At 44.4% G+C, this 26,337-nt stretch carries 25 protein-coding genes and 1 riboswitch; of the genes, 17 read left to right on the top strand and 8 right to left on the bottom strand.

Annotation, left to right across the window (positions count from 1 at the left end; genetic code table 11):
* Positions 1–37: 37 nt before the first annotated feature.
* Positions 38–670, top strand: coding sequence for a fumarylacetoacetate hydrolase family protein (locus L4C44_RS05005; RefSeq protein WP_146490054.1), 633 nt, complete (start codon positions 38–40; stop codon positions 668–670).
* 150 nt (positions 671–820) lie between these two features.
* Positions 821–1,453, top strand: a complete 633-nt coding sequence (locus tag L4C44_RS05000; protein ID WP_146490055.1) for a LysE family translocator — start codon at positions 821–823, stop codon at positions 1,451–1,453.
* Positions 1,454–1,555: 102 nt separating this feature from the next.
* Here L4C44_RS05000 and L4C44_RS04995 read toward each other — a convergent pair whose 3' ends face one another.
* Positions 1,556–3,262 (bottom strand): phospho-sugar mutase, encoded by a 1,707-nt coding sequence (locus tag L4C44_RS04995; protein ID WP_146490056.1) that lies wholly within the window; start codon positions 3,260–3,262, stop codon positions 1,556–1,558.
* Between the two features lie 470 nt (positions 3,263–3,732).
* Here L4C44_RS04995 and coxB point away from each other — a divergent pair, with 470 nt between their 5' ends.
* Genes coxB through L4C44_RS04975 form a run of 4 tightly spaced genes read left to right on the top strand, consistent with a single transcriptional unit; the run spans position 3,733 to position 8,172 of the window.
* Positions 3,733–4,950 (top strand): cytochrome c oxidase subunit II, encoded by a 1,218-nt coding sequence (coxB, locus tag L4C44_RS04990; RefSeq protein ID WP_428804520.1) that lies wholly within the window; start codon positions 3,733–3,735, stop codon positions 4,948–4,950.
* A complete protein-coding gene (gene ctaD / locus L4C44_RS04985) occupies positions 4,947–6,608 on the top strand; it encodes a cytochrome c oxidase subunit I (RefSeq protein ID WP_052880005.1) in 1,662 nt (553 codons plus the stop codon). Before coxB ends, ctaD begins: the two co-directional genes overlap by 4 nt.
* A gap of 11 nt (positions 6,609–6,619) precedes the next feature.
* On the top strand, positions 6,620–7,249 hold the full coding sequence (locus tag L4C44_RS04980; RefSeq protein WP_428804519.1) for a cytochrome c oxidase assembly protein: 630 nt from the start codon (positions 6,620–6,622) through the stop codon (positions 7,247–7,249).
* Positions 7,250–7,287: 38 nt separating this feature from the next.
* Entirely contained in the window at positions 7,288–8,172 is an 885-nt protein-coding gene (locus tag L4C44_RS04975; protein WP_086712597.1) for a cytochrome c oxidase subunit 3, read from the top strand.
* Between the two features lie 19 nt (positions 8,173–8,191).
* Here L4C44_RS04975 and L4C44_RS04970 read toward each other — a convergent pair whose 3' ends face one another.
* A complete protein-coding gene (locus tag L4C44_RS04970; RefSeq protein ID WP_371995751.1) occupies positions 8,192–8,422 on the bottom strand; it encodes a DUF2909 family protein in 231 nt (76 codons plus the stop codon).
* Here L4C44_RS04970 and L4C44_RS04965 point away from each other — a divergent pair.
* From L4C44_RS04965 to cyoE, 4 genes are all read left to right on the top strand, one after another.
* Positions 8,361–9,251, top strand: a complete 891-nt coding sequence (locus L4C44_RS04965; protein ID WP_428804518.1) for an SURF1 family protein — start codon at positions 8,361–8,363, stop codon at positions 9,249–9,251. The two genes, L4C44_RS04970 and L4C44_RS04965, sit on opposite strands and share 62 nt — an antisense overlap.
* Positions 9,252–9,305: 54 nt before the next feature.
* Positions 9,306–9,914: a hypothetical protein gene (locus L4C44_RS04960; protein ID WP_146490062.1), complete on the top strand. Its 609-nt coding sequence runs from the start codon at positions 9,306–9,308 to the stop codon at positions 9,912–9,914.
* Between the two features lie 102 nt (positions 9,915–10,016).
* Positions 10,017–11,072 (top strand): COX15/CtaA family protein, encoded by a 1,056-nt coding sequence (locus L4C44_RS04955; protein WP_428804517.1) that lies wholly within the window; start codon positions 10,017–10,019, stop codon positions 11,070–11,072.
* Entirely contained in the window at positions 11,062–12,000 is a 939-nt protein-coding gene (gene cyoE / locus L4C44_RS04950) for a heme o synthase (RefSeq protein ID WP_428804516.1), read from the top strand. The genes L4C44_RS04955 and cyoE overlap by 11 nt, the downstream gene beginning before the upstream one ends.
* 111 nt (positions 12,001–12,111) lie before the next feature.
* Here the strand turns inward: cyoE and gbpA are convergent, their stop codons facing one another.
* Positions 12,112–13,578: an N-acetylglucosamine-binding protein GbpA gene (gene gbpA / locus L4C44_RS04945; RefSeq protein ID WP_428804515.1), complete on the bottom strand. Its 1,467-nt coding sequence runs from the start codon at positions 13,576–13,578 to the stop codon at positions 12,112–12,114.
* 72 nt (positions 13,579–13,650) lie between these two features.
* Positions 13,651–13,740, bottom strand: a riboswitch (cyclic di-GMP riboswitch).
* Positions 13,741–14,062: 322 nt separating this feature from the next.
* Here gbpA and L4C44_RS04940 point away from each other — a divergent pair.
* From L4C44_RS04940 to aroG, 4 genes are all read left to right on the top strand, one after another.
* Positions 14,063–14,416, top strand: coding sequence for a hypothetical protein (locus tag L4C44_RS04940; RefSeq protein WP_048659090.1), 354 nt, complete (start codon positions 14,063–14,065; stop codon positions 14,414–14,416).
* Positions 14,417–14,515: 99 nt separating this feature from the next.
* The gene (locus L4C44_RS04935; RefSeq protein ID WP_428804514.1) at positions 14,516–15,187 is read left to right on the top strand and encodes a DUF3313 domain-containing protein; all 672 of its coding nucleotides are present in this window, start codon (positions 14,516–14,518) and stop codon (positions 15,185–15,187) included.
* A gap of 12 nt (positions 15,188–15,199) precedes the next feature.
* Positions 15,200–15,415 (top strand): DUF3820 family protein, encoded by a 216-nt coding sequence (locus L4C44_RS04930; protein WP_004730103.1) that lies wholly within the window; start codon positions 15,200–15,202, stop codon positions 15,413–15,415.
* 313 nt (positions 15,416–15,728) lie between these two features.
* Entirely contained in the window at positions 15,729–16,781 is a 1,053-nt protein-coding gene (gene aroG / locus L4C44_RS04925) for a 3-deoxy-7-phosphoheptulonate synthase AroG (protein WP_060981594.1), read from the top strand.
* Positions 16,782–16,891: 110 nt separating this feature from the next.
* On the opposite strand, the gene L4C44_RS04920 is transcribed toward aroG, so the two are convergent.
* From L4C44_RS04920 to L4C44_RS04910, 3 genes are all read right to left on the bottom strand, one after another.
* Positions 16,892–18,316: a phosphohexomutase domain-containing protein gene (locus tag L4C44_RS04920; RefSeq protein WP_428804513.1), complete on the bottom strand. Its 1,425-nt coding sequence runs from the start codon at positions 18,314–18,316 to the stop codon at positions 16,892–16,894.
* Positions 18,317–18,331: 15 nt separating this feature from the next.
* Positions 18,332–19,816: a mannose-1-phosphate guanylyltransferase/mannose-6-phosphate isomerase gene (locus tag L4C44_RS04915; protein ID WP_428804581.1), complete on the bottom strand. Its 1,485-nt coding sequence runs from the start codon at positions 19,814–19,816 to the stop codon at positions 18,332–18,334.
* A gap of 105 nt (positions 19,817–19,921) precedes the next feature.
* Entirely contained in the window at positions 19,922–21,037 is a 1,116-nt protein-coding gene (locus L4C44_RS04910; RefSeq protein ID WP_285953485.1) for a mechanosensitive ion channel family protein, read from the bottom strand.
* A gap of 186 nt (positions 21,038–21,223) precedes the next feature.
* Between L4C44_RS04910 and L4C44_RS04905 the strand changes: the two genes are divergently transcribed.
* Positions 21,224–21,880 carry a potassium channel family protein gene (locus tag L4C44_RS04905; RefSeq protein WP_428804512.1) on the top strand — a complete coding sequence of 219 codons (657 nt, stop codon included), beginning with the start codon at positions 21,224–21,226 and terminating at the stop codon, positions 21,878–21,880.
* Between the two features lie 25 nt (positions 21,881–21,905).
* Positions 21,906–23,273 carry a TrkH family potassium uptake protein gene (locus L4C44_RS04900; protein WP_327784423.1) on the top strand — a complete coding sequence of 456 codons (1,368 nt, stop codon included), beginning with the start codon at positions 21,906–21,908 and terminating at the stop codon, positions 23,271–23,273.
* A 113-nt stretch (positions 23,274–23,386) separates the two neighbouring features.
* Here L4C44_RS04900 and msrB read toward each other — a convergent pair whose 3' ends face one another.
* Positions 23,387–24,529, bottom strand: a complete 1,143-nt coding sequence (msrB, locus tag L4C44_RS04895) for a peptide-methionine (R)-S-oxide reductase MsrB (protein ID WP_123961962.1) — start codon at positions 24,527–24,529, stop codon at positions 23,387–23,389.
* Positions 24,530–24,728: 199 nt separating this feature from the next.
* On the opposite strand from msrB, the gene L4C44_RS04890 reads away from it, so the two are divergent.
* Positions 24,729–25,127, top strand: coding sequence for an OsmC family protein (locus L4C44_RS04890; RefSeq protein ID WP_048659099.1), 399 nt, complete (start codon positions 24,729–24,731; stop codon positions 25,125–25,127).
* A 124-nt stretch (positions 25,128–25,251) separates the two neighbouring features.
* On the opposite strand, the gene L4C44_RS04885 is transcribed toward L4C44_RS04890, so the two are convergent.
* Positions 25,252–26,331 carry an OmpA family protein gene (locus L4C44_RS04885; protein WP_428804511.1) on the bottom strand — a complete coding sequence of 360 codons (1,080 nt, stop codon included), beginning with the start codon at positions 26,329–26,331 and terminating at the stop codon, positions 25,252–25,254.
* Between the last annotated feature and the right edge of the window lie 6 nt (positions 26,332–26,337).

Genomic DNA, 26,337 nt, shown 5'->3' with positions numbered 1-26,337 from the left:
AAACTTCTCACTCCAAAAAATAGTTCAGGGACAAACTATGAGCAGCGTTGTAGAGCAGGAACAATTAATGAATTCGAAGCGAACCGCAACCCCAACTAAGGTGCTGTGTGTTGGGCGTAACTATGTCGATCACATCGAAGAACTCAATAATGCAATCCCAGACTCTATGGTGGTTTTCAATAAGCCGAGCACCAGTGTTACGTCCTCTCTGTCTTCTTTTCATCAAGAAGCCCTGCACTACGAAGCAGAAATCTGCTTCATCGTTAAAAATGGTCAATACTCCGCTGTGGGTTTAGGGTTAGATCTTACCAAACGTGAATTACAAAGTAGCTTAAAAGCGAAAGGCTTACCTTGGGAGCGGGCCAAAGCGTTTGATGGTTCAGCCGTATTTAGTCGCTTTGTTCCAACAGATAACCTAGATATCACAGACTTAAATCTGGAACTGTTTATTAATTGTGTTCGCGTTCAAAAAGGGCACGTAGAGCAGATGCTTTATTCTCCACAAACTATCCTCGAAGAGTTAACCTCTTACACGACTTTGCTTGATGGCGATGTTGTAATGACAGGAACCCCCAAAGGCGTTGGTGAGGTGCATCGAGGTGATATATTCCTTGGTCGTCTAAAGTGTGGTGAAACGACACTGATTGAGATTGAGTGGGTAGCGAGTTAATTAATACTCTATGTTTAGTTAATAAGTTGGTACAAGTGATTAAAGTTGGTTTTTAATTCGAATATACTCCCGCATTACCACTAATTGCATCTGGAAGGGTGTTGGTAATTGATATAAAATTCGCCTCCGTTTTTATCAATGCTGAAACCCATGATCGACTTAACCATTTTACCTGTCTACCTGACTGCCGTTGTTGCACTTCTCCTTTTACCTGGCCCTGATATGTTACTCATCGCGAGCTCAAGTATGAGCTATGGCCGTAAGGTTGGTGTGTTCGCAAGTTTAGGTAACGCGACTTCCGGAATCATCCTGACAGTATTGGCTGCAATGGGTGTTTCAGCATTGATTGCGATGAGCCCAATAGCTTTAAAAGCCCTTCATCTTTTAGGCGGAACCTACTTATTGAAAATGGGGTGGGATTGCCTTCGGACAGAACAGGGGAGCGCGCCTGAGCTAAGCGATAACTTTGCAGCAAAAGCCTACTACCAAAGAGCGCTAATCAGTAACCTGCTTAACCCTAAAGCGTTGGTGTTCTTTGTGATGTTTTTGCCTCAGTTCGTGTCGACGAATATTGAAGCGACTTCCGGTGAGCAGATGCTTGTTCTGGGTTTATTATTGAATGTTCTTGGCCTAACGTTCAACTTTTTGCTGGTGGCTTTAGTGGGTACGATTGGTAAGTCTCTGGTGGAAAATGCTAAGTTTCGCACCTATCAACAAAAAGTGATGGGCGGGGTCTTCATCGTATTGGCGATCTGGATGCTGTCTTCTTTCTTTACGTCGTAAGCTCACAACCAAAACATACTTCCGGGGTTAGTCGCCGAAAAAAATGGACGCTCTAAGCGTCCATTTTTGTTCTTAGCTGTTATACGTTGAACATGTCAATCGTTAAGAATTCAGTTCCTGCTGGTGTTGCTCAATCAGGTTCTCCATGTACTTCTCACCGCGCAGGCGAGTGTCTTCGTACGTTTCTGTCCCTTCAAATCTTGTTACCGTCTCATAATAGACTTTCACTTTTGGCTCAGTGCCCGAAGGTCTTACGATAATGCGTGAGCCATCTTCGAGATGATAGATGAGCACATCACTGGAAGGTAGATTGATCGCTTCGGTATTGCCGCCAATAACAAAGCGCAGAGAAGACTGTAGATCTTCAATCACAGAGATAGCGACACCGTTTATGGCTTTAGGCTGAGCCGAGCGGAGTTTAGAACCAATCGACGGTGAATTTGGGTCTAGGGCAATACTTCGTTGCGCGTTGGTGTGAACCCCATGTTCAAATGAAATCTGAGCAAGGAGATCCCAAACCGTTCGGCCTTGAGATTTTAACTCTTCAACCAATTGAGCAAACACGACGATAGCCGATAGCCCATCCTTATCTCGTACCTGAGTACCAATGGTGTAGCCTAACGCTTCTTCATAGGCGAACAAGAACTCGTTATTCTCATCTTCTAATTGCATGCCAATATTAGCTAACCATTTAAACCCGGTCAGCGTTTGGAAATAAGTCGCACCATGAGATTGAGCCACTTTTTCAAGCAAGGTTGAAGAGACAATACTGTTGCCAACTAACTGGTTTTTCGCGTGTGGCTTTGACAGTAAGTAATGTGCGAATAACACACCTACTTGGTCGCCAGTTAGCATTTTGTATGAGCCATCATCTGTCCTCACAGCAACCGCAAATCGGTCCGCATCAGGGTCATTGGCACAAGCAATATCGGCATCGACACTTTTCGCTAGGTTGACCACCAGATCCATTGCGCCTTTTTCTTCCGGGTTCGGGAAGTTCACGGTTGGGAAGTTACCATCAGGCTCTCTTTGCTCGGCCACGCTGAACACCTTATGGAAACCAGAATCATGAAGAAGATCCTCAGCCATTTGTGCGCCGACACCATGCATAGCGGTGTAAGTGATGGTGGTGTTCGCCGATTCCTTCTCTTTACTCACGTATGGGCTCTGATTGATCGCAGCGCGGTACGTCTGATAATAACCTTCAGTTAACCATACTAACTTACCTTGCGTTTCAGCATCACTTAAACTCATTAAAGGGATTGGCTTGGTTGATGCGATATCGATTTCAGCGGCAATGCCTGCATCATGAGGTGGAATGATTTGCGCGCCATTTTCCCAGTATACTTTGAAGCCATTATATTCCGGAGGGTTATGGCTGGCTGTAACAACAACAGCCGCAGCTGCATTGAAATGCTCAATACCAAAGGCGACGATAGGTGTCGCTGCTACATGAGATGTAAGGTATACCTTAATACCCAAAGCCGTGAGCACAGAAGCTGTATCAATGGCGAATTGCTTTGAGTCTAATCGGCCGTCGTAACCCACGACCACTCCTCGAATGGTAGCATTAGCGACATGTTCGATTAAGTAGTGGCCGAGTCCGGTTGCTGTTTCCTGTATGACTAAACGGTTCATTCGATTTGGACCGCATCCGACTTTACCTCTTAGTCCCGCAGTTCCGAACTCTAATCGTTGAGTAAAGCGGTCTACTAATTCGTCGTGCATCTCCTCGTCGATGAGGTGCTGAAGCTCTTCACGAGTTCTTGGGTCTGGGTCTCTCGCTAACCAGTTCATTGCATCTTGCATAATCACTAAACCTTTAAATGTCTGTATGACTTACTGTTGGATTTAACTTAATTGATATTGATTATCATTTCCATGAGGGCAATCGTAAAACTCGATATAAATTAAATTCCAACGGCAAGAAGGCATGTAGATTAAGCCACTTCAAATAATTGACTGTTTAGTAAGTAAACTTACCTTGAACAATTGGATATCACTAACTAGCCTTTTACATAAATATAACAAAATTTAACAAGTTCGCCGTTTTTGAATCTTTCATGGAAACCTCCAACGCTTTTGAACCGTATTAGTTCTTAGGTTATATGAGGTCAGTAGCCCACTTACAGGCTAATTTCATGTGAGTTGTAGATTGAGATTCGCCTTTTCATGTGTAGCCGGAATAACAATGAATGTTGTCCAGCTCTGAATGACATATAGCTCGCAACGACATTTAGGTCGCAAGTATCCAATTAGGAAGGATAAGGAGAGATCTTTTGAAAAGATTACTGGTTAGGCTAGCGTGGCTTTTGAAGAGTTTTGTTGTGCTTTTAGTATCGCCTTTAGTGCACGCAAGCAGTGATTACAACATGACTCAAGGCGTCACTGAGATCAGTGGTAAGGTGTATGAGCTTCATATGCTGATCTTCTACATCTGTTGTGCGATTGCCTTTGTTGTTTTTGGTGTGATGTTTTATTCGATTTTGAGGCACAGGAAATCGAAGGGCGCAGTTGCTGCTCATTTTCATGAAAGTACCAAAGTCGAAATCCTCTGGACTATTATCCCTATTATCATCCTTATCGCTATGGCCATACCAGCCACCAAAACCTTGATAGCGATGGAAGATACCTCCCAATCAGACCTGACAGTTAAAATCACTGGATCACAATGGAAATGGCATTACAGCTACTTTGGTGAGGATGTCGAATTCTTCAGCCTTCTAGCGACCAGCGACAAAGAGATTGAAGGCATCGAAGTGAAAGGCGCGCATTACCTACTAGAAGTTGATAAGCCACTTGTATTGCCTATTGACCGAAAAGTCCGCTTCTTGATGACTTCCGACGATGTAATTCACTCATGGTGGGTGCCAGCGTTCGCCGTTAAGAAAGATACCATTCCAGGCTTTATCAATGAGGCTTGGACAAAAATCGATGAGCCTGGGGTATATCGCGGCCAATGTGCTGAGCTATGTGGTCGTGCTCATGGTTTCATGCCGATAGTGGTGCATGCCATGGAAGAAGATGAATTTGACGCATGGCTAGCAGAGCAAAAAGAGTTGGCGCTAGCCGAACAGCAAGCCGCGAAAGATGCATTAGATGCGTCACTTTCGTTGGACGAGCTGAACGCTATCGGTGAAGAGGTCTACAAAGCTCGATGTGCAGTTTGTCATCAAGCAAACGGTGAGGGTATTCCTGGGGCGTTCCCAGCCATTAAAGGGAGCCCTATCGCTCTTGGTGATGTCGATGTTCATATTGACACCATTGTTTATGGTCGTGGCGGCACGGCGATGCAGGCATTCGATAATCAGCTAACCGAGAAAGAGATCGCAGCGGTAGTGACTTATCAACGAAACGCTTGGGGCAATGATACAGGCGATATTGTTCAGGCTTCAGATATTAACGCTTACAAAGTTAAACAAGAAGGCGGAGCCCAAGCACCTGACGAACAGGGCTCATCGGACGAAGCACAAAATGATGCTAAGGAGCAATTATGAGCTCACCAATCAATAAGCCGGTGAAATCGGCTCCGGCAGAAGATCAAGTACTGAGCCATTCTGCGGAAGGCACCTTGGGTAATAGTGATTTGCCTGTTGATGATCACGACTCACATGCGGCACCTAAAGGCTGGGCTCGTTGGCTATATTCAACCAATCATAAAGACATTGGGACACTTTATTTGTGGTTCAGCTTTGCGATGTTCTTAACGGGTGGAGCTATGGCAATGGTGATCCGCGCGGAGCTATTCCAACCGGGGTTACAACTCGTTGAGCCAGACTTCTTCAACCAGATGACCACAGTCCACGGCTTGATCATGGTGTTTGGTGCGGTGATGCCAGCATTTACGGGGTTAGCTAACTGGATGATCCCAATGATGATCGGTGCTCCAGATATGGCTTTGCCGAGAATGAATAACCTCAGCTTCTGGATCTTGCCGTTTGCTTTTCTAATCTTAATAGGGTCTTTGTTTACAGAGGGTGGTGGCCCGAGCTTTGGGTGGACTTTTTATGCGCCACTCTCGACAACTTATGGCCCGGACAGCACTGCACTATTCGTGTTCTCAGTACATATTATGGGGATCAGTTCGATCATGGGGGCGATTAACGTGATCGTAACCATTGTCAATATGAGAGCGCCGGGCATGACTTGGTTCAAGTTACCGATGTTCGTATGGACTTGGTTAATTACCGCTTTCCTACTGATAGCCGTTATGCCGGTGCTGGCCGGTGCGGTCACCATGGTACTGACCGACAAATACTTTGGAACAAGCTTCTTTGATGCGGCTGGTGGTGGTGATCCGGTGATGTTCCAGCACATATTCTGGTTCTTTGGTCACCCCGAAGTGTACATCATGATCTTGCCGTCTTTTGGTATTGTCTCAGCCATCATCCCTGCATTCAGTGGCAAGCGTTTGTTTGGCTATCACTCGATGGTATACGCGACTTGCAGTATCGCATTGCTGTCATTCTTGGTTTGGGCGCATCACATGTTCACCACGGGTATGCCAGTATTTGCCGAATTGTTCTTCATGTATTGCACCATGTTGATCGCTGTGCCGACAGGTGTGAAAGTCTTCAACTGGGTGGCGACCATGTGGCGGGGTGCTTTGACCTTTGAGACGCCAATGCTGTTTGCTATTGCTTTCATTGTTCTGTTTACGATTGGTGGGTTATCCGGATTGATGCTCGCTATCGTACCTGCTGATTTCCAATACCACGATACCTACTTTGTTGTAGCTCATTTCCACTATGTTCTGGTGACAGGTGCTGTGTTCTCAATTATGGCCGCCGCCTATTACTGGCTGCCGAAATGGACTGGGCATATGTACGACCACAAGCTCAGTTTGTGGCATTTCTGGACGTCGGTGATTTCAGTCAATGTACTGTTCTTCCCTATGCACTTTTTAGGGTTAGCGGGTATGCCGCGTCGTATTCCTGATTATGCGATTCAGTTTGCTGACGTTAACCAAGTGGTGTCGATTGGTGGTTTTGCCTTTGGGTTGTCTCAGCTAATTTTCTTATGGCTAGCGATTAAGTGCGTAAGAGGGGGAGAGCCTGCACCAAGCAAGCCTTGGGATAGAGCAGAAGGTCTTGAATGGACAGTACCAAGCCCTGCGCCTCACCACACCTTTACTCATCCACCTAAAGTGGATTAGAGGGATGAGCTATGAGTGATAAGCAAAGCGATCCCAATCAAGATAAAAAACAACCAAAGCGCCTGTCTAATAAGCGATCGACTAAAAAGCTGACGGGTTACTTGGTGTTGAGTGTAGTTGCGATGTTTGGCTTCGGTTTCGCTTTGGTGCCGCTCTACGATGTGATGTGTGAGGCTTTAGGGATCAATGGCAAAACTAATACCGTTTCAGCGGTGCAACCTCAGGGAATGCAGCCCGACTATTCTCGTACTGTTCGAGTGGAATTCATGTCGCACATTAAGCCAGATATGCCGTGGCAGTTCTCGCCTGAAGTACGTGTGCTAGAGGTTCATCCAGGAGAGGTAGTTCAAACCAATTACATCGCGAAGAATCTATCTGCGAGTTCATTGGTTGGTCAGGCTGTACCATCTGTGTCTCCAGGTATGGGAGCGACCTACTTTAATAAGATGGAGTGCTTTTGTTTTAATCAGCAGCCATTGGACGGGCACAAAAGTGCAGAAATGGGTTTGATATTTTACATTGAGCCAGATATTCCAGAATCGATACATACGCTTACGCTCTCTTATACGTTATTTAATATTACGAGTGAGGTGGGTGCAGCGGCCAATAAATCTGGGCCTAACGTACTCGCAAGTAATTAGGGATTTACAGAACTAGTATCAACATAAGGAGTTGAGCGATGAGTTCTAAAAAGGAAGTTTATTTCGTTCCACATCAAAGCCACTGGCCATTGGTGGGTGCTGTAGCACTGTTTTTGGTCGCGGTTGGCGCTGGCTTGACGGTACAAAACATGGGTACTGATGCCGCTGGTGGTGTGTTTGGAAAAGCAGTGCTGTTAGTCGGATTTTGTGTGTTGCTTTACATGCTTGCAGGTTGGTTTAGCAATGTGATCACGGAATCATTAAGTGGTCTCTACTCTGAGCAGATATCTCGTTCGTTTCGACAAGGCATGAGTTGGTTTATCTTTTCCGAAATCATGTTCTTCGGTGCTTTCTTTGGTGCGCTTTTCTATGCTCGCATGATTTCTGTGCCTTGGATTGGTGGGGCGGGCAATAATGAAATGACTCACGAAGTGTTGTGGCCGATGTTCCAATCGATGTGGCCGCTAACAACCACACCTGATGGCGTGACGACACAAGCTATGCCTTGGCAGGGTATCCCTCTTAAGAACACCATTATTCTACTGCTTTCATCCGTGACGTTGCACATGGCGCACCTAAGCCTCGAACAAAATAAGCGCATGGCGTTAATCGTCTGGTTGGAGATCACGATTGTTCTAGCTGGCTTCTTCCTATTTTTCCAAGTTGAAGAGTATCTTCACGCTTATCAAGAGATGGGGCTGACACTTCAATCTGGCATCTATGGCAACACATTCTTCTTACTGACTGGATTCCATGGCTTGCATGTCTGTTTAGGAACCCTCTTTTTGATTGTGTTGCTAGCAAGGGTTGCGAAAGACCACTTCACTCCGAAAGACCATTTTGCGTTCCAAGCGGGCAGTTGGTATTGGCACTTTGTCGATGTGGTTTGGTTAGGTCTGTTTGTGTTTGTGTATGTGCTCTAACTGCTGAGCCTATTGGGAATTAATAGGGGCGAGGGTTGGGAGTTATCACTCCTGAACCTAAAGCCAGTAATAACAGTAACACGACAACAGCTGACCATATCACACGACGACCCAAGAAGTGGCTCAGTCTTTTGCCATTGTGTTTGCCCGAGGCGATTTGGATTAGGCCTTTCATCAAGTTGAAAGCGATGAAGAACAGCAAAGCGACCAACACAATTTTAAACAACAACACAAAGGTAGATGACGCCATAGTGATAACTCCAAACCGATTGATTGATGATGAACACAAGTTCCGCAGTAAAGGTTTTTGGATAGCGGTTGTTTTAACTGTGGTTTCAGTCGGCATTTTAATCAAGTTGGGTTTATGGCAGTTAGAGCGAGGTAACGAGAAATTGCGCTATGAACAGCAGCTATCAGAAAGAGCGCAGCAATCGTCTAGGTCGTTGGATACGGTGATCTCTGAATGGAAGGGCTCGCGTACACAAATGCAAGGTGCATCTGAACTGCCGTCTTTAAATGGCTTAAGAGTTGACGTGGAGCTGGAAACACCCAGTGGTTTAGTGGTTTTGTTAGACAACCAGATTAACCAAGGAACGGTAGGCTATGTGATTTACATGTTGGGTGAGGTTCGCTTTGAAGATGACAACAAATCCTTAGTGGCTGAAAAACAGTTATTGATCGATCTTGGGTTCGTTGCAGCGAGCAGTGACAGAAGAGAACTCCCACAACTAGGAAGCATCACACTATCAACCAAAATGTCAGGGCGTTTGTATACACGTTCGGTGAATCCTTTAAGCCATGAGTTAGCTTTAGAAAATACGACACCAAATAGAATCCAAAACCTAAACATAACAGCGTTATCAGAGTACACCGGGCAAGAAGTACTGCCCTTTGTCTTCCAACCTCAGAGTTTAGATTCATGGCCCTATGAAATGTTGTGGCGTCCAACGGCGATGAAATCTGAGAAGCACTTTGGTTACTCATTTCAATGGTTTGTAATGGCTGCCGTACTTTTGTTTTTGATGTTGTTGATAGGGTTCCGATATTTTAAGAAAAATAGCCACATGAATAAGAAGTAGGCACTCGAGATTGAAATAGCGACTTAAAGGCAGTGCTTACCACAAGGAAGAAATATGGATAAATCTCAAGCGCAAATGAACCAGGAAAGCACCGATGCAAACATGGCTGAGCTTAAAAGCCGCCAGACTAAGGGACGTCTGGTATTAATCGGATTATTTTTGATTTTCGCTTTACCTGCGATTATTGCCAAAACCGTGCTGGACCAGAATTGGTATACCTCAGGTGTCACTAACTCGGGCGAATTGATAGAACCCAGAACCACACTAGCGGATTTTGGCATAACGGTACCCATGGCTGGAGAAGGGTGGTTAGTAGGTTATATTGCTCCCACAGAGTGCGAAAGCTTGTGTGAGCAACAGCTCCATTATTTGAATCAAAGCTATTTGGCGCTAGGTAAAAACAAAGAGCGGGTGACCCCCGTTGTTTTTGTATCGGAGGGTAACTCGTTATCGGGTTCGCTCGATAAGCCTGCTCTATCTTTGTTAGCTGGTGGTGATCAGTTAAGTACCGAGTTTTCGCCTGCTTCCATTGTCATTATTGACCCACTAGGACAGTTGGTCATGGAGTACAAAAGCGTTTCTGATCTTTCGCAGTTAGTTGGTCAATCTAAAGGCATGATTCATGATTTAAGAAAGCTTCTCAAACTGTCACGAGTTGGGTAGTTGATAAGATTATCAACTAAAGCTTAAGTCTATAAGCTTTAGCAGATGGAGCTAATGCTTGAGTGTAAGCAACGAAAGGGAATAAGTATAGGGAGATAAACGATGCAGAATAAAGCCCCTGATTTACTGATGCTCGTGATGAGATTAACTATCTTGTTAACCCTTACCGTGATTGTTCTCGGCGCTTATACACGTTTGTCTGATGCTGGCCTTGGCTGTCCTGATTGGCCGGGTTGTTACGGAAAGATCACCGTGCCCTCTGATGCCCAAGCGGTGAATCAAGCCAATCTGCAATTTCCAGAGCGAGCTCTCGAAGCAGATAAAGCTTGGATTGAGATGATACATCGCTACTTTGCAGGAACATTAGGGCTGCTTATCTTTGTCGTTGTAGCTTGGTGTATTAAAAAGAATATTACTTCGATTGGGCTTCCTTTGCTTATTTCAGCCACTGTGATTTTTCAGGCTTTGCTTGGAATGTGGACGGTGACTCTCAAGTTGATGCCCGTTGTGGTTATGGCGCATTTGATGGGGGGCTTCACACTGTTGTCACTGTTGTGTCTGCTCTACTGTCGTTTGTCTCAATTCCAAAGCCGTTTTGGCGAGGCTTTTTATTCTCCATCACTTAAAGTTTGGGCGCTCTTTGGATTACTCATTGTGATTGGGCAGATACTACTTGGTGGCTGGACATCGTCAAACTATGCCGCTTTGGTGTGTACCCAACTGCCTATTTGTGAAGGTAACTGGATGAGCTACCTCGATTTCAAAAATGCGTTCGATTTTGCTCAACGCGGACATGATAATTATGAGTTTGGTGTGTTGGAGTATCCTGCAAGGCTCACCATCCATGTCATGCACAGGTTTGGGGCTATTGTGGCGACGTTAACGGTGCTGATGGTCGTGTACCAGTTATGGAAGTTTGGCCAAGCGCCCCATCAAAAGCTAAGCGTGATTGTGGCATTGGTATTAGCCGTGCAAATCAGTTTAGGGATCAGTAACGTGTGGTTCCATCTACCGATTTCAGTGGCAGTGCTTCATAACTTAGTTGCGGCGATGCTGCTTGTCAGTTTGGTTGTGACAAACTTTGTTGTGTGGCAACGAAAACCAAGTGAGCGCTTGGTAAAGAACAGTGTATTACAAGGAGGTAATCATGGTCAGTAGAACTTCAACACAGCATCAAATTGTGGTTCAAGATACCGCTTCAAGTAATGAAGTTGCTGCTCAAAACAAAGCAGCTTGGAAGGTCTATTTAACACTGACTAAGCCTAAAGTGGTTGCTTTGATGTTGTTAACAGCATTAGTCGGCATGTGTTTAGCGGTGCCTAATGGATTGCCATTACAGCAAGCATTATTTGGCATGGTAGGGATAGGGTTGATGGCGGGTTCAGCCGCTGCATTTAACCACTTGATCGACAAAAAGATCGACGGTCAGATGACTCGAACAAACCGACGACCTTTACCGTCAGGTGAGCTGAGTAGTGTGCGTGTATTCAGCTTTGCAGCGGGTATCGGCTTACTTGGATTCGTCACGCTTGTCGTGTGGGTCAATCAACTCACCGCTTGGCTAACTTTTGCAAGCTTGTTGGGTTATGCAGTGATTTATACCATGTACTTAAAGCGAGCGACGCCACAAAACATCGTGATTGCTGGGATCGCAGGTGCAATGCCTCCGCTATTGGGTTGGACGGCGGTTACCAATGAGTTGCACTCAAATGCTTGGTTGTTGGTGATGATCATCTTTATTTGGACGCCTCCGCACTTCTGGGCGTTGGCAATTCATCGTCGTGATGAGTATGCCAAAGTGAATATCCCCATGCTGCCTGTGACCCACGGAATCGAATACACTAAGACTTCTATTTTGCTCTATACCTTGTTGTTGAGCATCGTGTGTATATTGCCGGTGTTAGTCGGCATGAGCAGCTGGATATATTTGAGCGCTTCATTGGTGCTCAACGGTGGGTTTGTTTACCACGCTTGGGTGCTTAAGTATCGTGATGAGCCTAATATGGCGATGAAGACCTTTAAGTTCTCCATCTATCATCTCATGATCTTGTTTGTTGCTCTGTTGGCAGACCACTATCTACTTTAACAACTGGCGTTTTTACTTTTACTGAACAAGAAAACGGATGCTTTGGGCATCCGTTTTTGTTTGGTTGATGGCTAAAACGCACTTAATACAAAGTAAGTATCTAGCGAGTACTTAGTCCACTTTGTTCCAAGCACTTTGCCAGTGTGAACCGACACCTGGTTCGTACTGAGTTGCTGTTGGTGCCCATTGAACACAGTAGCCAGAGTATGGGAACTCTTTACACTGATAAACGCCACCATCGCTGCTCAATACTTTAGTACCGGCAGTGTAAGACTCAATGCTTTCTGGGAATACGAAGTCGTAATCGCCCGCTGGTGGAGGTGTTTGCTCGTCCATCAGATGGAAATCAAGCGTGTTCTGAACCACTAAGTTACCTTGGTCATCTTTCGTCACAACCACAAGCATGTGGTGGCCAGCTTCAGACTTAGAAAGAGTCAGCTGAACACCTTCAACTTGTCCGTCTGTTAGGTCCGATTTCTGAGATGCAAGCGCTTCACGGTGATGGTTGTACACGGTAAGCTCAGCTTGGATATCGCCTGTTGCCGCTAACGTAAGATCTAGCTGGGTAGGTTGGCTCTCATCGATAATGTACTCTGACTCTAGACCTGTTACTTCTAGCTCATGCTCTGGTTCTGGAGTATCAATCTTGTAGCCGATTTCTACACTGTTAAAGCCAGAGCCTGCTTTTAGATAAACAGGGTTAGTGCCGTAAACGGGGGCGAAATCACCTTGGTCGTTCAATTGACCTGCTTTGATTTGCGTCTGCTCTTGGTTGATTTTAGAAGAAAGAGCGTAAGACCAATTATTGGCTTTGCCTTGCTCAGAACTTTCAATCACAAGCTCAGTGCTGTATGAAGCGTTCTCACCGGATTGATCGAATACGCGAGTGTAAACAGCGTCACCTACATTCAGGTCTTGTGTTGGGTTGATTTGACCGCCTTGATCCCAATCAGGAATGATAGGGCCGTCGCCATCAAACTTCACATCGATAACGTTGTAGAAAGCCGCAGCAGTGTCACCTACATCCCATACCGCAAGGATCACTTGATAACCTTCGCGTTCTGGCACATTACACAAGTGGCTTACTTGCATCGGTGGCTGTTTCATATTGCCTTCAACAACACAGAATGGCGTTAAGTCAAAGGAGCTGCGCGCCAAAGGCTGGTTTGGGTTCCAGTCTGGTTGAGTAATGTAATATTTCCAATCGCGAGTCTTGTGGTTAGCTGTGAACGTCCATTCAAAGTACTGAGAACCAGACTTGATAGGGCGTTTAACCCAGCGATCTGCTTTTTGCTCGTCTAGTGCTGCTGCTAAAGAAGATTGCGCACTGGCGATTTTCCCATCAGCAGGGCCGACTTCAGGAAAGCCTTCAGGGCCTTCCACACTTTGTGGCTCGTATTGGATACCACCACAGTTGGTGTTTTTCTCTTGCGTATCACTCGCGGGGAACTTACATAGGGCAACACGGCTCTCAGCAACGCCATTGTTGTATGCAGAGACATAACCGTGACCGAAGCTTGCACCGCTTACGCTAAGTAGCGATAGTGCGATGAGTGATTTTTTTGGGAGTTGTTTCATTATTTGTCCTTACTGTATTTGGCCGACAAAAAAGAGAACACTCCGGCATGCATTTACACTTAAATCCTATTAAGTGGCGGCCCCGCTATCATAGACAGAATATTTGTCGACAGACCGGTGGCTTTGCGTCCTATTCTTTCAAATAGTTTGCCAGAAGTGCGTTTGAGCAAACGAAATGTAGCCAACCAGTTTTATAAATGCGAATCAATCGATTGAAATGTGGAATGCCAATCTCGAACTTTTAATTCTTAATACAAATTAACTTGCTATATATTTCTTAAGTTAATGTATAAATTATTGATATAAATAAAGAAAGTATTTGCTCTAATCGTTTTTGTGAATACTTTGAGTCTTTGTGTTTCGTTCTGTAGAACAATTGTGCTCATATCAAAACCAAACCTTTGGTTTCCACTAACCGAACTCTGACATGTCATGTATGAAAAAACGGACAATTGATTGGTATGAATTATATAAAGGAGTCGGTATGGAATTCACAGAACAAGACAGAGATGCGTTGTATCAAACGTGGATGTCACAAAAATCGAGAATGCGAATTACGCAGATGGAGTTTTCAAAAAAGCTAGGGATGAACCAGCTTGATTTCTCAAATGTACTGCGAGGGGAGACGCCATTGACCATGTCTTTCATCAGTCACTTTTGCCGTTTACTTCATTTAGAACCTAGAAATGTGTTCCCTTCACTTAAAGAAGGTAATGAGTCTGGACCTAAAGTGGTGTATTTGAAAAGTAGAATGAGTGTTGATGGCGAGATTCAAAACGCTTATATCGAAGGAAATCAGGTGATTGTAGAGTATGCTCATACCGTGCAGCATGACTAATTTTAGAGCTAGCTCTGAGTTTTAACCCCTTTTTCTACAATCTTCTCACATAGGGTATGGCATACTTAGTTGGATTTTTCTATTTAATGTAAGTGCGCTATGAAACCTTTAAAACTTCTCTTGCTTGTTGCAACCATCATTTTTTTGTTTGGTTGTGCAGGCGGTCCAATTAAAACCGCAACCAAGTTCACCAGTTATGAAGATTTTCAGCCAGGTCCTGACGGTGGTGTTGACTTAGTTTGGGCCAGAATCGGTCTGCGTGACGCACAGCGTTTGAAATCCAAGTTAGATGATTACGATTCTGTAGTGATCGACCAAATTTTTGTTTTGGCAGAAGAAGGTTCGTTAGAGCAGGACGAAATTCAGGTGCTCACTACCCACATGGTTGCGCGTTTGGAAGAGAAAATATCGCCTCATAAAACAATCGTCGATGAGCCTACGGGTAAAACATTACGCCTGAGTATCGCTCTGAGTAACGTTGAAACGCCCAACCCGATCTTAGCTGTAACGAGCAGCGTTCTGCCGTTTGGTCTTGCGATGTCAACCATATCTAAGGTGACAACAGGAGAACACACTAATGTTGGGAGTGCGAGTGTAGAGTTGTTGGTCAGTGATGCTCAAGAGGGTACTCCATTATTTGCTGCAATCGACCGAGAAGCGGGGAATAAAGATTTTTCAACCATGATTGATTCGCTAGATGATGCCAAAGATGCGATCAACTATTGGGTTGAACGTTTAGGTGATACTCTACAGAACATAGATGACGCATAGAAAGGCCGAATAGTGCTAGAGAAAGAGAATCTGATTAAGTTGGCTCGAATGCAGATGCCATTTGGAAAGTACGCGGGTCGTACACTGATTGACTTACCTGAAGAATATTTGCTGTGGTTCGACAAAAAGGGATTCCCGTCAGGCGAACTAGGCGACTTATTAAAATTGTGCCTTGCTCTCAAAATTGAAGGGCTTGATAGTGTCGTCAAGCCATTGAAAAGAATGTAATTAAACAAAAGTTCACGCTGATAACGTGAGCTTTTTTGTTTTTCAGTTCTACACAATTTCACAGGAATGGTGAAGCTTGAAGAATTACTACTCTTGCTTTCCTATAAATTACGCAATCGATAACGTGTAAATAATGTTATACGGGGTGTTTTAAATATAAAACACAAAAAAAATTGCGTTTATTTTCAATTAGTGATTGAAACTAGAGTTTTTACTAGTTAAGTTACAGGGAACAAGAAGATTAGTGCTGATAGAAAGTGACGTGAGACAACGTACATTCAGCTCAAGGATAGAAAAAAGGAAGAAGTAAGCAATGTTCCAGACTGATGATGTAAGAATTAACAAAGTAAAAGAGTTATTACCACCTGTTGCTGTTTTAGAAAAGTTTGCAGCGACAGAAATTGCTTCTTCTACAACCTTTGAAAGCCGTAAAGCGATTCACAATATTTTAGAAGATAGTGACGATCGCTTGCTTGTAATTGTTGGTCCATGTTCTATTCATGACACAGAAGCTGCTCTTGAGTACGGCAAGCGTTTAAAAGTGCTGCGTGACGAACTCGGCGATAAGCTTGAAATCGTAATGCGTGTTTACTTTGAAAAACCACGCACAACGGTAGGTTGGAAAGGTCTAATCAACGACCCGTACATGAACGATACGTTCAAACTAAATGATGGCCTTCGTTTAGGACGTAAGCTACTGCTTGACCTAACTGACATGGGCATGCCAACGGCAAGTGAATTCCTAGATATGATCACGCCTCAATACGTTGCTGACCTAATCAGTTGGGGTGCAATTGGCGCACGTACGACAGAATCTCAAGTTCACCGTGAGCTGGCTTCAGGCCTATCTTGCCCAGTTGGTTTTAAGAATGGTACTGATGGCAACATCAAGATCGCAACAGATGCTATTCGCTCTGCTAGCGCTTCTCACCACTTCTTATCGGTAACTAAGTACGGTCATTCAGCTATTGTTGAAACAGCAGGTAACCCTGATTGTCATATCATCCTACGTGGTGGTAAAGAGCCAAACTACAGCGCAGAACACGTTGGTAAGATCAAAGAAGAGCTAGCAGCTTCAGGTCTTCCACAAAAAGTAATGATCGATTTCAGCCACGCAAACAGTTCTAAGCAGTTTAAGCGTCAAATGAATGTATCTGATGACGTAAGTGCACAAATTTCTGGCGGCGACAAAGCTATCTTTGGTGTGATGATCGAGTCTCATCTAGTTGAAGGTCGTCAAGACCTTGTTGATGGTAAAGCAGCAACTTACGGTCAATCTGTTACTGACGCATGTATTGGTTGGGAAGATACTGAAACAGTACTTCGCCAGTTGGCAGACGCTGTTGAAGCTCGCCGTAACAAATAGACCAATTACAGTCAGCGACTAAGCTACTGAAAATTCAAAGCCCTTATTAGCAATCGTTAGTAAGGGCTTTTTTATGGTTTTTAGTTGAAAATTGGAAGCACCTTGTACTCTTAAATGAGAAAAGACAGTAGCTCGTTGACTTTAAATGATAACAAAGCTCTATCTTGTTTGGTTTCAACGTTAAGGCGTATTAATGGTTCTGTATTCGATTGTCTTAGGTTGAAGCGCCATGTTCCCATATCCATACTGATACCGTCTGTATGATCGATCTCAACGGCATTATCTCGGTAGTGCGATAACACGCAAGCCATGACCTGCTCGGGGTCTGAAACTTTGCGATTTATCTCTCCGGAAGAGGGGAATTTCTGCATACTGGTACTCGTCAATTGATGAAGAGATTGTTGAGTCTTCGACATCAGTTCGATAACTAGTAGCCAAGGAATCATCCCTGAGTCGCAATATCCAAAATCACGAAAATAATGGTGTGCGCTCATTTCTCCACCATACACTGCGTTTAACTCTCGCATTTTCTCTTTGATCAAAGCATGTCCAGCTTTTACGCCAACAGCGTTTCCACCTAGTCTTTCTGCGATCTCTATTGTATTCCATGTCATGCGCATGTCGTGCAGTACAGTTGCATTAGAGTCTTTTAGCAAGAAGGCTTCGGTTAGCAGACCAACGATGTAGTAACCTTCAATGTAATTGCCTTTTTCATCAAAGAAAAAGCAGCGGTCGAAGTCTCCATCCCATGCAATTCCAAGGTCTGCAGAATGTTCTAAAACGGCATCTCGAGTGGCTGCTTGACTCTCTCTAATCAAAGGGTTTGGAATACCATTGGGGAAGTCTCCATCGGGCGTATGATGAACCTTGACGAAAGTGATAGAGGCACTGAGTTTGTTAAATTTATTCTCTAAAGCATCAATGACATGTCCTGCGACGCCGTTTCCTGCATTAACTACAATCTTCATTGGCGAAAGCTTAGAAGGTGATATATAGGAGAGTAGGTGGTCTACATAAGGGGCGAGAATACTAGTCGGTCTACTAGAGTTACTTGGTTGCACATAAACGAGCGGTAAATTGCTGTTTAGCTCTTGTTCGAGTACTTCAATGCGTCGTTTGATTTCATCTAAACCACTGTTTTTACTAATAGGGCTAGCGTCTACACCGACCAATTTCATGCCGTTATAATTGATTGGGTTATGGCTAGCTGTAATTTGTATTCCGCCAATCGCTTTTAGGGAACGTGTCGCAAAGTAGACTTCTTCTGTGCCAGTCATACCTAGGTCTATCACGGTAATCCCTGACTCGATTAAGCCTTTGGTCATGGCTTCTTGTAATGAAAGAGACGTTTCGCGGTTATCACGACCAATCACCACTTGCGCCAAGTCATCGAATGAGGTTTCAGGCGTAGCGGACAGGACATATTCGCCAAATGCTCTACCCAGCAGGTAAGCAAGGCGCTCATTGATTTGTTTACCAATGATTCCTCGGATATCGTTATTTTTAAAGCAGCTGAGCTCTAAATTATGTTTCATTCTATTGTGGCTGCTCTAGTTCGATTTGTTGATTTGAGGTGAGCTAGATTGTTTGCTCCGCCCGTAACTATCTTGATATCGAATAATGTCGTCTTCAGTCAAATGGCTACCGGTTTGTACTTCGATCATTTCGAGTGGAGTGTCCCCTAGGTTCTCTAGGCTGTGGATATGGCCTAAAGGGATGTAAGTGGATTGATCTTCTTCAACCAGATAGGTTTTCTCATCGTTGGTCACTTTCGCAGTACCCGCCACGACTACCCAATGTTCCGCTCTATGGTGGTGCATTTGTAACGACAACTTGTGACCAGGTTTTACGGTGATACGTTTAACTTTGTCGCGCTGGCCTAGATCGATAACATCGTATTTACCCCAAGGTCTAAACACCTCACGATGATGCAAATGTTCTGTGCGACCGGCTTGATTCAGTTGACTGACAATCGATTTAACACCTTGAACCTTGTCTTTGTTCGCAACCAATATAGCGTCTTTGGTTTCGACAATAATGAGGTTCTCGACACCTACCGTCGCAACCAGCTTGTTTTCAGCGTGGATGTAGTTGTATTGAGAATCGACAGTTAACACATCGCCTTCAATCACATTGTTGTGTTCATCTTTATCACTGACATCCCAGATTGCAGACCATGAACCAATATCATTCCAACCAACATCCATCGGTATCACCGCAGCATCCGACGTTTTTTCCATCACGGCATAGTCGATAGAGTCGCTCGGGCTGCTTTGGAATGCTTCGGCGTCAATACGGATAAAATCGAGGTCGGTGTTTTGCGTTGTGAGAGCGAGTTTACAGGCCGTTAAGATCTCTGGACGATGTTCAGCAAGTTCTTCAAGGTAGCGTGATGCTCTAAACATGAACATACCGCTGTTCCAGAGGTATTGCCCTGAATTAACGTATTGTTCTGCGGTTGCTAGATCTGGTTTTTCAACGAAACATTCAATGGCAAAAGCATGATGGGAGAGTGGCTCTCCTTGTTTTATATAACCATAGCCAGTTTCTGGTACGTTTGGAGTAATACCAAAAGTAACCAGTTTACCTTGTTTTGCGTATTCAACGCCTCTTGCCACCGTTTGCTGAAATGCAGCTGTTTTTGCGATGTGATGATCTGCAGCCAGCACTAATAATATTGGGTCAGATTTATGTTGTTGGCTGCTGTTCGAGTGACCTAAAGCCTGTAACGCAGCTAGTGCGATGGCTGGGGCTGTATTTCTACCTACAGGTTCTAACAATATTCCACTGTGTTGGATATTGGATGCTCGAGCTTGTTCTGCGGCAATGAAGCGATGCTCTTCATTACAGATGATGAGCGGGGCATCGCAGTTACTATCCGTTAAGTACTCATCAAGACCTTGCAGTCGTTGAAGTGTTTGCTGAAGCATGGACTGCTTGCCGGCAATATTGAGAAATTGCTTAGGGTAAAGCTCGCGAGACAGTGGCCAGAGACGACTTCCGGAGCCGCCAGCTAGAATGACAGGTACAATCATAGAGTGGTAATTGGGTGCATTGGAAGACTGGCACCATGTTACCACGCTTCACCTTTTTTGCTTATCGCTAAGAAATTTACTTAACGATAAGCAATATAGGTGTGCTTATTGATGCGCTTCTGGATTGGACATGATCATAGCTTGAGCTTCGCTAAAACCTTGAGGATCAATCTTGAGTGTTTGTGTTGGGAATGCGATATCCGCATTGTGTTTATGGATGATCGCTAGCACCTGTAACAGAACATCTTGCTTAACTTCATGGTATCTCACCCAGTTGACCGTTTTTGTAAAGGTGTAGATAAAGAAATTAAGCGTTGATGGCCCAAATTTATCAAAGTTAACGATCAGCGTCTGTTTGGCATCAATATCTGGGTGCGTTTCAAGCATGGCTTTTACGTCATCCACAATAACAGCCAACTTGCTTGCGTCTTCGTAACGAAGCCCGAAGGTTTCATTAATTCGGCGGTTTAGCATTCGCGATGGATTCTCCACCACAATGTTACTGAATACCGAGTTTGGTACGTACAAAGGGCGTTTATCGAAGGTGCGAATGATGGTCATACGCCAGCCTATACGTTCGACTGTACCTTCAATTTGGCGGTCAGGTGAGCGAATCCAGTCTCCGACTTTAAAAGGGCGGTCGAAGTAGATCATCATGCCACCAAAGAAGTTCGATAGTAGATCTTTTGCTGCCAAACCAACGATTAAACCACCCACACCACCAAAGGTGAGTAAGCCTGACAGGCTGAGCCCAAATGCCTGCATGATCGTCAGGCCGCCCATAACCATAAAGAACAGACGAGCTACTTTTGCAATTGCTTGTACTGTGGTTTCATCTCTGTTTTTCTGCTCTAAGATGTACGCTTCAGCATTGGTGATCATTCGTAAGGTGAACCAAACGAAGGTACATATGATCAATATGTGCTTGAGCGTTTTTAACCAGTTGATTTCGTTGCCAAACTGGTCTTGAAGGATCAACCCGATAGATACGGTCGCGGGCCAACACCAAAGTAACGTACTGACAGGGGTTTTCAGTGCCTCTAGTAGCAGGTCATCCCAGTGAAAGTGGGTTCTCTGTGCCAGAACTTCCAAGCGATTATGGATAATTCGCCAAGCTACCCAAGCGAGAAAACTTGCAATAGTGATGAATAGGACGCTGTTTGCCCAATCACTATGGCTCTGGTTGATGTAGGTTTGTACTTGGGTTATGAATTCATTCATTGTGTGTGCTGCCGCAGAAATTATGAATTGGAAATTAGCAGAAACTCGAGTTGTTCTCTACCTTTATAAATCAAGCGATTATGACAATAGTATAACCTTATTATTACAGAACTAACTTTTTTTGAGATAGAAACTAATGTAGGTTTGGCTATCCCGTATAATTAAAATTTCTAAACAGGATTTCAAATGAGCGACAAACAATATGCAGTTATCGGTTTAGGGCGTTTTGGTCTGTCAGTTTGCAAAGAGCTGCAAGGTTCAGGGGCGCAGGTATTAGCCGTCGATATTGATGAAGAGCGAGTGAAAGAAGCAGCGGCTTTCGTTTCACAAGCTATTGTTGCGAACTGTACGAGCGAAGAGACGGTTACAGAGCTAAGGCTCGACGAGTACGACATGGTCATGGTGTCGATTGGCTCTGATGTTAACTCCAGTATTCTAACCACTCTGGTGGTGAAAGAGTCAGGCGCAAAAGCCGTCTGGGTGAAGGCGAACGATAAATTCCACGGCAAGATCCTCTCTAAGATTGGGGCTGACCATATCATCATGCCAGAGCGCGATATGGGTATTCGTGTTGCACGTAAGATGTTAGACAGGCGCGTTCTGGAGTTTATTGACCTTGGCAGTGATTTGGCTATGACTGAAATTGTTATTGGTTCAAAACTCTTGGGTAAGCAACTTCGTGACTTGAAGCTTTGCAAAGAGGTAGGTGTCGAAGTTCTTGGATTTAAGCGCGGACCTAATCTCACTAAAGCACCTGAACTGGATATTAGTTTAGAAATCGGAGATGTGGTGATCATCGCTGGGCCTAAAGAGACCCTATCTAGAAAGCTACGTAATTGGTAATGGGAACTTGTAATAGGGTAACAGTATGAATTCGTTTCAGCGAAAAGGTACTTTCTACACACTCACAAGAGATGAAAAGCCGCGTAAAGGCTCTGAACCTAAGATAATCCTGACCAGCTTTTTGGCGGTTCTTATTCCCTCGGCCATCTTACTAACGATGCCCGTATTTTCTGTCACAGGGCTCAGTTTCACAGATGCATTGTTTACTGCGACTTCTGCAATCAGCGTAACAGGGTTAGGAGTCGTTGATACGGGCGAACACTTTACTTTGGCCGGGAAAATCTTGCTGATGTTCTTGATGCAAGTGGGCGGGTTAGGGCAGATGACCTTATCTGCGGTTCTTCTGTACATGTTTGGTGTTCGGTTAAGCTTGAAGCAACAAGCATTGGCGAAAGAAGCATTAGGGCAAGATCGTAAGATTAACCTGCGTAAGCTAGTAAAGAAGATCATCATCTTTGCGTTAGTGGCGGAATTTATCGGCTTTGTATTGCTTTGTTTCCGCTGGGTTCCTGAAATGGGATGGGCAACAGGTAGCTTCTACGCACTGTTTCATGCGATATCAGCATTCAATAACGCGGGTTTCGCTCTGTTCTCAGATAGTATGATGAGCTTTGTTGACGATCCATTAGTGATCTTTACCTTAGCGGCTCTGTTCATTTTTGGTGGCTTAGGCTTTACGGTGGTCGGTGACTTATCGAGTAACTGGCGTAAAGGCTTTCGACATCTGCATCTACACACCAAGATTATGCTAACAGCGACACCGACTCTATTGTTGGTCGGCACGGTGATGTTTTGGCTTTTGGAGAGGAATAACTCAGCAACCATGGAGGGGTTATCGACTCAAGGGCAGTGGCTGGCAGCGTTTTTCCAGTCGGCGAGTGCTCGTACTGCTGGCTTTAATAGTGTGGATTTGTCTCAATACACTCAGCCTGCATTGCTGGTGATGATTGTTTTGATGTTGATTGGTGCAGGTTCTACCTCAACGGGTGGTGGTATTAAGGTTTCGACCTTTGCGGTTGCCTTTGTCGCGACGTGGACGTTTTTACGTCAGAAAAAACATGTAGTGATGTTTAAGCGAACCGTAACTTGGCAAGCGGTAACAAAGTCATTGGCCATTATTGTGGTAAGTGGGGCGTTATTAACCACCGCGATGTTTCTGTTAATGCTTACTGAAAAGGCTGCGTTTGATCGAGTGATGTTTGAGGTGATTTCAGCCTTTGCAACGGTAGGACTGACGGCTGGATTAACTGCGAATCTGACTGAGCCAGGTAAATACATCATGATTGTTGTTATGGTGATCGGGCGTATCGGTCCTTTAACGTTAGCTTATATGTTAGCTCGGCCAGAACCTTCTTTGTTGAAATACCCAGAAGATACGGTGTTAACGGGTTAATAATGCTAAGAGGCTAGAGTTAATCCTTCTCGTTAGAGCGTTAGAAAAACGAAAGCCAGCGATATGCTGGCTTTGTTATTTATGAATAGAATTCTGTGGAATTGAGTCTTTAACTAGCCCTCAAACATCTCAACGTATTCTTCGTAGCCTTCTTCCGCTAATTTATCCGCTGGGATAAAGCGCATCGCAGCTGAGTTCATGCAGTAACGCAAACCTGTCGGTTTAGGACCATCTTTAAATACATGACCTAGATGAGAATCTCCAAATTTACTACGGACCTCTGTTCTTGGGTAAAGCAGTTTGTAGTCAGTAGTGGTTACTACATAAGCTTCGCTGATTGGCTGTGTGAAGCTCGGCCAGCCTGTACCTGATTTGTATTTGTCTTTTGACGAGAACAAAGGCTCACCGGTGACGATATCAACGTAAATACCTTCTTGCTTGTTATCCCAGTATTTGTTGTCAAACGGGCGCTCTGTTGCATCGTCTTGTGTTACATCGTACTGCAGTGAGGTTAGTTTCGCCTTAATCTCAGCATCAGACGGTTTAACGTAGGTCTTAGCGTTTGCTGTCGCATTTTTGCTGTCGATGATCTGGCGGATAGTTTGTGGGTTTTCCTTTCTATCATCACCGAAGATTTTATCTAAATATTGATCACGACCGGAAGCGTAACGGTAATAGTTATAACGAACCTTGCTCTTTTTGTAATAATCTTGGTGGTAACCTTCGGCAGGCCAGAACTTTTCAAACTTAATCAGTTCTGTTTTTAGTGGAGCACCAAAGATCTTAGCTTTGTCGATTTCCATCATAAAGTTCTGAGCGACGTCTTTTTGCTCTTGATTATGATAGAAAATAGCAGGTCGATATTGAGGGCCTCGGTCTACAAATGAGCCTTTGTTATCGGTTGGATCTATGTGTCTAAAGAATTGGTCAAGAACCTGTTCGTAGCTGACAAGATCTGGATTGTAAGTCACGTTGATGACTTCGATGTGACCAGACTTACCTGAAGATACTTGTTTATAAGTGGGGTTTTCTAATTCACCACCAGAATACCCAGAGATAACGTCGGTCACGCCTGTCAGTTTTTCTAGGTCGGACTCTGTACACCAAAAACAACCACCAGCCAGTGTCGCGATTTCATTTTTACCTGAATCAGCCGTTTTATCCATTGTATTGGCAGTGCCAGTCTGGCTTACAAACAGCGAAATCAGTGGCAGTACGACTACGAGTGATACCAATATTTTAGATAGTTTATTCATAGATACCTCATCTTGACGTTTTTCTTATTCAATTTTGAATGTACGAATAGAGACAGGTTTTAGATGAAAAAAATTGCATCGTTCACAAAAAATATGTCGCCGAGAACATCTTGCTCATAAATGCCGCCAGTAGTAGGGTGTCAGTATTGATATCCAATAATAGATACTGATGGCGGTTATCGTACATCTAAGGAACCACATGCAAGCAGAAGTTAAATGGGTCGAAGGCTTTAAATTCCTAGGTCAATCTCAATCAGGTCACTCTGTCGTGATGGATGGAAGTGGCGGTGCTACTGCGCCAAGCCCGATGGAAATGGTGTTAATGGCTGCCGGTGGTTGTAGCTCTGTTGATGTGGTTGATGGTTTGAAATCTGCTGGCCAAAATATCACAGGCTGCAATGCAAAACTTGAAACCACACGTCGTGAAACCGCACCAAAAATCTTTACCGTGATTAACATTCATTTTGAAGTGTCTGGTGACAACCTAGATCCTGAGTTGGTCGCTAAAGTGTGTGCTGACTCTTTAGAAAAGTACTGCTCAGTGTGCTTAATGCTGGGTGCTGGCGTTGAAATGACGCACAGCTGGGAAATTATCTAGTCTCTGATTGTACTGCTTGGCGGTAGGCTAATTTTTACGACTTACGGGCATAGCTAGATAAAGAAAAGGGCGGAGCACTTTAAAGTGTTCCGCCCTTAATTATTCTAGCTAGAGTAGAGTGCTATTATTCAGTCGTTTCTACAATAACTTCTTCAATTTGAGCTTCTTCTTGGTATTCAAAGCTTGGGATCGTTGCGTCAACACGACGGTTTTGCGCACGGCCTTCAGCGGTAGCGTTTGATGCGATTGGGTTTTCTTCCCCTTCACCAGAAGCCGTAATACGCTCAGCTTCAATTCCTTGCTCTTCGATGTATGCAGCTACAGCGGCAGCACGTTTCTTAGAAATCATCATGTTGTATTCTGCCGCACCAGTTGAGTCAGTGTGGCCAACAATGTTAACGGTCGATTGAGGGTGCGCTTGTAAGACTTCAACAATTGGCTGTACAGCTGTTTTACCTTCTTCTGAAAGCTCTGTGCTGTTAGTCGCAAATGTACCTTGAGAGAAGCTCTCGGTTTGCGCTTTAGTAACAACTACCGCTGCTTCTTCTTCAATAACCACAGTTTCTGGCTCGGTGATTGGCTCAGAAGGTGCTTGAGTCACTGCCGCCGCAGAAGCTGCAGAAGCTGCAGCCGCTGCTGATGCGGTTGTGTTACCTGTACCGAAGTTGTAGCTAAGGCCAACAGTCACAAGGTTGGAGTTAAGGTCTTGGATAATCTTATCGTCAAAATCATCGAAGTATTGATATTCAACTCTAAGCGCCCAATCGTCTGATAGCTGTTTCTCAGCGCCGATACCTAAGGCTAATACAACGTCGTCTTCGTCGTCATGCATGATGTAAGCAGGACCTGCTTTGAAGAAGATATCAAACTCTTGTTTAATCGCTAGTCGATACATCGGGCTCAAAGAAATGGCTACGATAGAATCGCTATATGTTTTAGGCGTTCCGTTGTTGTTAAAGCTGGTATCATAATCACCTAAGTAATCTGCATTCAATTCAAGAGTAATGTTATCGGTAAAGTTGTAACCACCGTAAATACCACCCGCAACAGAATCATCTTCACACTTTTCACCGCTTACACAAGCGCTATCTAGCCAACCCATGCCAACTTTTGCGCCTACGTATGTCGTTGCGGCAATGGATGGAGCAGCAGCGAAACCTGAAGCTGCAATCACAGCACACATGATTTTTGAAAGTTTTTTCATAATCTT

It is taken from the genome of Vibrio satsumensis, assembly GCF_050337435.1.
Classification (GTDB): domain Bacteria; phylum Pseudomonadota; class Gammaproteobacteria; order Enterobacterales; family Vibrionaceae; genus Vibrio; species Vibrio satsumensis.
This window is presented reverse-complemented; position numbering and strand designations above follow the sequence as displayed.

What these genes read in the sequence shown, in the direction of transcription:
- L4C44_RS05005 (WP_146490054.1), top strand. Translation starts at nt 38, where the DNA reads ATGAGCAGCGTTGTAGAGCAGGAACAATTAATGAATTCGAAGCGAACC.
- L4C44_RS05000 (WP_146490055.1), top strand. Translation starts at nt 821, where the DNA reads ATGATCGACTTAACCATTTTACCTGTCTACCTGACTGCCGTTGTTGCA.
- L4C44_RS04995 (WP_146490056.1), bottom strand. Translation starts at nt 3,262, where the DNA reads ATGCAAGATGCAATGAACTGGTTAGCGAGAGACCCAGACCCAAGAACT.
- ctaD (WP_052880005.1), top strand. Translation starts at nt 4,947, where the DNA reads ATGAGCTCACCAATCAATAAGCCGGTGAAATCGGCTCCGGCAGAAGAT.
- L4C44_RS04980 (WP_428804519.1), top strand. Translation starts at nt 6,620, where the DNA reads ATGAGTGATAAGCAAAGCGATCCCAATCAAGATAAAAAACAACCAAAG.
- L4C44_RS04975 (WP_086712597.1), top strand. Translation starts at nt 7,288, where the DNA reads ATGAGTTCTAAAAAGGAAGTTTATTTCGTTCCACATCAAAGCCACTGG.
- L4C44_RS04965 (WP_428804518.1), top strand. Translation starts at nt 8,361, where the DNA reads ATGAAGAACAGCAAAGCGACCAACACAATTTTAAACAACAACACAAAG.
- L4C44_RS04970 (WP_371995751.1), bottom strand. Translation starts at nt 8,422, where the DNA reads ATGGCGTCATCTACCTTTGTGTTGTTGTTTAAAATTGTGTTGGTCGCT.
- L4C44_RS04960 (WP_146490062.1), top strand. Translation starts at nt 9,306, where the DNA reads ATGGATAAATCTCAAGCGCAAATGAACCAGGAAAGCACCGATGCAAAC.
- L4C44_RS04955 (WP_428804517.1), top strand. Translation starts at nt 10,017, where the DNA reads ATGCAGAATAAAGCCCCTGATTTACTGATGCTCGTGATGAGATTAACT.
- cyoE (WP_428804516.1), top strand. Translation starts at nt 11,062, where the DNA reads ATGGTCAGTAGAACTTCAACACAGCATCAAATTGTGGTTCAAGATACC.
- gbpA (WP_428804515.1), bottom strand. Translation starts at nt 13,578, where the DNA reads ATGAAACAACTCCCAAAAAAATCACTCATCGCACTATCGCTACTTAGC.
- L4C44_RS04940 (WP_048659090.1), top strand. Translation starts at nt 14,063, where the DNA reads ATGGAATTCACAGAACAAGACAGAGATGCGTTGTATCAAACGTGGATG.
- L4C44_RS04935 (WP_428804514.1), top strand. Translation starts at nt 14,516, where the DNA reads ATGAAACCTTTAAAACTTCTCTTGCTTGTTGCAACCATCATTTTTTTG.
- aroG (WP_060981594.1), top strand. Translation starts at nt 15,729, where the DNA reads ATGTTCCAGACTGATGATGTAAGAATTAACAAAGTAAAAGAGTTATTA.
- L4C44_RS04920 (WP_428804513.1), bottom strand. Translation starts at nt 18,316, where the DNA reads ATGAAACATAATTTAGAGCTCAGCTGCTTTAAAAATAACGATATCCGA.
- L4C44_RS04915 (WP_428804581.1), bottom strand. Translation starts at nt 19,816, where the DNA reads ATGATTGTACCTGTCATTCTAGCTGGCGGCTCCGGAAGTCGTCTCTGG.
- L4C44_RS04910 (WP_285953485.1), bottom strand. Translation starts at nt 21,037, where the DNA reads ATGAATGAATTCATAACCCAAGTACAAACCTACATCAACCAGAGCCAT.
- L4C44_RS04905 (WP_428804512.1), top strand. Translation starts at nt 21,224, where the DNA reads ATGAGCGACAAACAATATGCAGTTATCGGTTTAGGGCGTTTTGGTCTG.
- L4C44_RS04900 (WP_327784423.1), top strand. Translation starts at nt 21,906, where the DNA reads ATGAATTCGTTTCAGCGAAAAGGTACTTTCTACACACTCACAAGAGAT.
- msrB (WP_123961962.1), bottom strand. Translation starts at nt 24,529, where the DNA reads ATGAATAAACTATCTAAAATATTGGTATCACTCGTAGTCGTACTGCCA.
- L4C44_RS04890 (WP_048659099.1), top strand. Translation starts at nt 24,729, where the DNA reads ATGCAAGCAGAAGTTAAATGGGTCGAAGGCTTTAAATTCCTAGGTCAA.
- L4C44_RS04885 (WP_428804511.1), bottom strand. Translation starts at nt 26,331, where the DNA reads ATGAAAAAACTTTCAAAAATCATGTGTGCTGTGATTGCAGCTTCAGGT.